The following is a 5326-nucleotide window of genomic DNA, read 5'->3' on the forward strand; positions in this document are numbered from 1 at the left end:
GGGAGCGGCGAGGGCGCCGTCCAGGGCGCCGGGGGCGGGCCGGTCGGCGGCGCCCTCCAGGGTGGCGGCGTGGATGCGGTGCAGCGTCGGGAAGGACAGCACGCGACGGGACTTCTCGTCGGGCAGCCGCCGCACGCGGGCGCCGGGCGTCGGCGGGGCGGGCGCCGCCGGGCCGGTCCCGGCCCAGCGCAGCGGTACGACGGCGAAGACTCCGTCCTCCTCGGGAGCGAGTCCGAGCAGCCGGCCCAGGCGGGGTTCGTCGAACCAGAAGGCGGTGCCGAGAGCAAGGCCGTGCGCACGGGCCCACATGCGCCAGGTCTGCACCAGGGCGCCGATGTCCATCGTCACGGCGTGGTAGCAGAAGCTGTTGTACTTGAAGGAGTTCTGCCAGAACGTCACACCGAGGACGAGGAACTGGTCGGTCCCGGCAGCCTCTTCCAGGTCGCCGAGGGCGGCACGGACCTCTCCGGTGACGTCGCCCGACAGCAGTCGGGTGACCCGGTGGTGCGGGGTGTCGTAGTAGTACACGCCCGGGGTGAGGGGCCCGCTCGCGCCGCTGACCCAGTGCACGCCGATGGGGTAGAGGCCGCCGCCGGAGGCGGTGCCGCGGGACCAGTTTGCGTGGGAGTAGAACGGCAGGGAGCCCAGGTCGGTGTTGGCCTGGACGGCGAGGCGGCGCCCGGTCAGCCCGTAGGAGTCCCGGAGCATCGCGCCGAGCAGGGGCAGGGTGAACCCTCCGGCGCCCGGCCGGCCGAACAGGCCCCGGTCCAGGGTCGCGTCCTCGGCGCAGCCGCCGTCGGGCAGCGGGAAGGACGGCGCGCCCGGGAAGTACTTGCCCTTGCGCGGACGGTCGGACCAGTCGGGGACGAAGTCGGCCGGCTCCATGGCGACCCGGCCCCGCCGCATCACCGCCGTCGCGTACTCATGGGCGTATCCCACGGTCACTCCCTCTTCTTCTGCTTCTGTTGGTCTGTGGCCGCCGCGGCCCCAGGTGTCGCGCGCCGCAAGACGGGTGTGGCTCGGGTCGGGGGCCGTTGTGGACGGGTGAGTGGTGGTCCGGGGGACGTCGGGTGGCGTTCACGGGAAGGGGTGCGGCGCCGGGTTGAGCTCGTCCGGGGTCAGGTCGGCGTCGCGCAGTCCGGCCTCGCGCAGCGCGGTGCGGACCCGCGGCAGGTGCGGACCGCGCTGGCGGCCGAAGCCGAAGTCGATCGGGATCAGGCCGGGCACCAGGACCTTGACCGTGTGGAAGCCGAGTTCCCGCTGCTCGGCGACGGTCTGGTCGACCACCACCACGTCGAACCCCTTCGCGGTCACGGCCTCGACGCAGGCCTCCACGTCGTCCCGCAGATCGGCCGAGGGGACCAGGGCGCCGGGCCCCGAGGCGAGCGAGGACAGCGGCACCCGGTCCGCCTCGTCCCGGTCCCGCAGCAGGAAGCCGGCGTACCGTCCCATCTCGGGCAGCCCGTACAGCAGTGGGTGGTCGTGGAGCACACGCACCTCGCCGAAGTCGTCCGCCATGCGGCGCAGCCTGCGCTCCTCGCGGGCGGTACGGCGGCGCAGGTTGACGGAGTCGGTGGCGATCTCGCAGAGCCCGGCGGCCAGCGCGGCCTCGGGGTCCAGGGAGGCGCCCGCGCCGAAGCACAGCAGTCCCGGCCCCCCGTCGACACGTTCGGCGACCGCGGTCACCACCGGCACCGGGAAGGTGACGCGGGTGTCGAAGAACCGGGCCCGGTAGCCGTACATCGCCAGCCGGTGGACCATGGCACGGGTCGCGGCCCTGGTGCTGCTCGACGGGTCGATCTCGGGCAGCCGGGCGCGGCCGAACCAGGCCAGCAGGAACGCGTCGCGCTCGATGGTCTCCAGCAGCCCGTGCAGCACGGCCTCGGCGAGGCAGCCGCCGGAGGCGCAGCCGTTGGAGCTCTCCTGGACGAAGCGCCGCCGGACGCCTCCCGGGGCGTGGTAGTACGCGACGACCTCCGGTACCAGGACCGGCCGGTCGTCGCGGAGCGACCAGCCCCACACCCAGTCCACCGGGCGGTCCGGGGCGAAGCGCGGCACGTTCGGTTCGGCGGCGTGGAAGGCGTCGGAGTACAGGCCGGTGACGCGCGGATCGACCGCCGCGCCGCCGAGGTCGTCCAGGGCCGCGGTCACCACCGTCCGCTTGGCGCGGGCGCGCATTCCGGCGTAGCGCTCCAGGCCCTCCAGCAGCCCCACCCGCACGCTCGCGCCGTACGCGCCGGTGTGCCCGCCCCAGTAGCAGTCCCGCAGGTAGGTGCCCGAGCGGGTGGTGAAGGCCCCGACCGTCGAGGAGGTCGAGGCGGAGGTCAGGTCGGGTACGACGGACGGGCCGAGCATCCCGGTGACGGGGTTGGCGAACGGCTCGGGCGTCAGGTCGTAGGCGTCCAGGGGGCGCAGCCGGAAGCTGTCCGGGGCGTGTACGGGACTGGGCTCCAGGGTGATCCGGGCGGCCTCGGCGCTGTCGTCGTCCCGCGTGGCGCAGGACGGGCACTCACCGTCCGGCACCAGCGGGAACCGGGTGACGCGCAACGTCTCCAGGTCCAGCAGCCACACCCATGGATGGCGGGCCGGGCGGGGCTGCCGTACCGCCGCCGTGACGAGCGCGGACAGCGCGTCCACCACGAAGTCGGCCCGCCACGGCGGGGTGCCGGTGGCGCGGGTGGGACCGCCGAGCTCCAGGGCGTCCCGCAGATACCCGGCCCGCACCGCCTGCCAGCGGCGGGCCAGACACCCCGGACAGCCCGGGCCGCCGTCCGATGCCACCGGGCCGACCACGGCATGATGCCCGTACAGCCCGATCGGCACGGCGCCGGACAGGAACTGCTGTGGCCCGTCTTCGAGTACGTCGCGGCAGCCGAGCGGGGTCACCACGGCGGGCGGTGTGCCGGGGCGGCGTTCCGCCCGCCGCGCGAGGGCGGCGGTGAGGGCGGTACACACCTCCTCCCACGGTCCGGCGGCCGCGGATTCCACCGCGGTGGTCGCGTCGCCCGGCGCGGCCACCGTCTCAGCCGGCACGGCGCGCTCCGCGGGTCAGCACCACGCGCACCACGTGGATGTCGCCGGCCGCGAGATCCGGAGTGGGCACCGCCGCCGCGAACGCGTCCCGGCCGGCGGCGAGCGAGTCGAGCACCGACGCCCAGGTGGTGGCGGTGTCCGGCAGCGGTACGACTTTCCCGGCGACGAGGGCGGCGGCGTCCAGGTCGGCCCACAGCGGATCACCGGTGTCGGGTTCGTCCGCGGCGCGGCGCAGTTGCTCCGCGCCGAGCAGGTCCCGCAGGGCCAGAAGGACGGCGTCGCGGTGCCGCAGCCCGCTGCCCACGGCCCAGCGCACCACGCCCGTGGCGGGGTCGGTGAAGCGGGCCAGGGCGACGGGCAGCAGGCCGCCGCCCGCGGCCGTCAGGTCGAGGATCTCGGCGGTGACGCCGAGGTTCTCCGCCGAGCGCAGGAGGAAGAGCGTTGCGGGGTCATCGGTCAGCGAGGCCGGATCCACGACGGGCACCGGGGCGGTGCGGCGGACGGCGCCGCGCAGCGCGTCGTGGGCGAGCGCGGTCGCCAGGGCGCGGGCGAGCGCGGCCCGCGGGTCGCCGGCCGCGCCGGTGCCCGCCGAGGTCCGCTCGAACAGGCCCACGTCGTTCCAGCCGCCGAACGTGCGCACGGCGCCCGCCGGCACCAGCACGGTCCGGCCGTCGGTCAGGGAGACCGCCTCGCAGAAACCGGCGACCTGGTCGGCCGGTACGTCCAGACCGCTGGACACGGCCAGTTCGGCGGGTGCGACACGCGTCCACTTGCCGTCGGCCGCCTGCAGAGCGCCGACGTCCAGCAGCCGCGGCGGAACCACGTGTTCGGCGTAGACCTCGGCGGCACGGTACAGCGCGGTGAGGCGGGCACCGGCCACGGTGTGGATGTCGACGGCACTGACCCGGCGCACCCGGCCCGGAGCCGTGCCCAGACGGACGGTGCTGACCTTCAGCGGGGTCTGCTCCCAGTCGTCGTCGGCGAACGCGGTGAAGACACCGGCCCGGTCGTGGACGAGCACCTCCCGCTTCTCCAGCTCCGCGAGCTGTGCCTTGGCGGCGTCCTCGTCGGCCGCTCCGTCGGCGGGAGGCGCGGCGGGCAGGTCGTCCGTGTGGGGCGCGCGCAGCAGGTCACCGGGAAGACCGGCGGGCTCGGCCGCGCCGCCGCCGTCCGGGGCCGCGCAGTACGGGCAGCCGGGGTGCGGCAGCAGCGGCTCGGTCAGCACGTCGAGGGAGTCCAGGTCCTGGACCACGATCTGACGGCGCGTCTCGGCGGGCAGGGCCTCGGTGACCAGGCGGAACACCTCGTAGGCGAGAAGGTTGCCGAGCATGCCCGCGAGCGGTCCTGACAGGTCCGGCGGGGGAGCGCCGAGCGGTGCCGCGGGACCGACGGAGGCCCACAGCTCCGCGCTGTCCGCGGCGTCGGCGCCCGCACCGAGCCGCAGAGCGGCGCAGCACCAGCAGCCCGGGGCGCCGGCGGTCATGACCGGGCCGACGACGGCACGCCGACCGAACGTCCAGGCGCCGAGCAGCCGGCGGCCCGCGGGCACGCCGTCGGCCAGCAGCCGCAGCAGCTGACGGCGCCCGGTGGCGCCGGTGACCAGGACGGTGTCCCAGCCGTCGAGGTCCTGCCAGCCGTACGTCCCGGCGGCACCAACTCCCGCCGAGCCGGCCGGCGAGGTCCGGGCGACGGGCGGAGGCAGGCGGACCAGACGGGGGGCGCAACCCGCCTCGGCCAGAGCGGCGGCCTCCGCGTCGAGGTCGGCCGTGCCCTCGACGCCGTGGAGTTCTCGCCGGAGCACACCCTGCGGCACAGCGGGCTCGGTGACGGCCACGGCGGCACAGCCGTTGCGGAGCAGGCCCAGCGCGGCCCAGCGGGCCAGGGCGTCGTCACCCAGGACGGCGACCGAGGTGGAACGGAAGCGCAGGAACCGTTCTGGCGCGTCGTCCGCGTAGTGGTCGAGATAGTCGAGTTGATCGGCGAAACGCTCGGTGACCTGCGGCGGCAGCACGTCCGCCGGAGGTCTTGGCCCGGCGTCCCGGGCGAAACCACGCGCGTAGAGAGCGCGCACGAGTTGAACCACCATGTCGCGCTGCTTGTCCCCCAGTCCGGCGCACAGTTCCTCGACCCGGTGCTCGCCGTCGAGGTGGGGCACGATCAGTGCGGCGAAACGGTAGGCGGACTGCGTGACGACGTTGAACCCGCCGTGGGCATTGTGGAAGAGCACCCCGGACGGAGTGCGGGTGAACAGGACGTCCCTGCGGATGCGGGGCCGCGTTTGAGCGATCTCTTC

The 5326-nt window shown here is 75.1% G+C and carries 3 protein-coding genes; all 3 read right to left on the minus strand.

Annotated features, from left to right (window positions below):
- Positions 1-939 (minus strand): SagB family peptide dehydrogenase (locus ACLU3S_RS35550; RefSeq protein ID WP_413956099.1); only part of this gene is annotated, 939 nt, incomplete at its 3' end.
- Between the two features lie 138 nt (positions 940-1077).
- A complete protein-coding gene (locus ACLU3S_RS35555) occupies positions 1078-3033 on the minus strand; it encodes a TOMM precursor leader peptide-binding protein (protein ID WP_413956100.1) in 1956 nt (651 codons plus the stop codon).
- A partial coding sequence (locus ACLU3S_RS35560; protein WP_413956101.1) for a TOMM precursor leader peptide-binding protein occupies positions 3023-5326 on the minus strand: 2304 nt, incomplete at its 5' end. The genes ACLU3S_RS35555 and ACLU3S_RS35560, both read right to left, overlap by 11 nt.

It is taken from the genome of Streptomyces sp. AF1A (assembly GCF_047340315.1).
GTDB lineage: Bacteria > Actinomycetota > Actinomycetes > Streptomycetales > Streptomycetaceae > Streptomyces.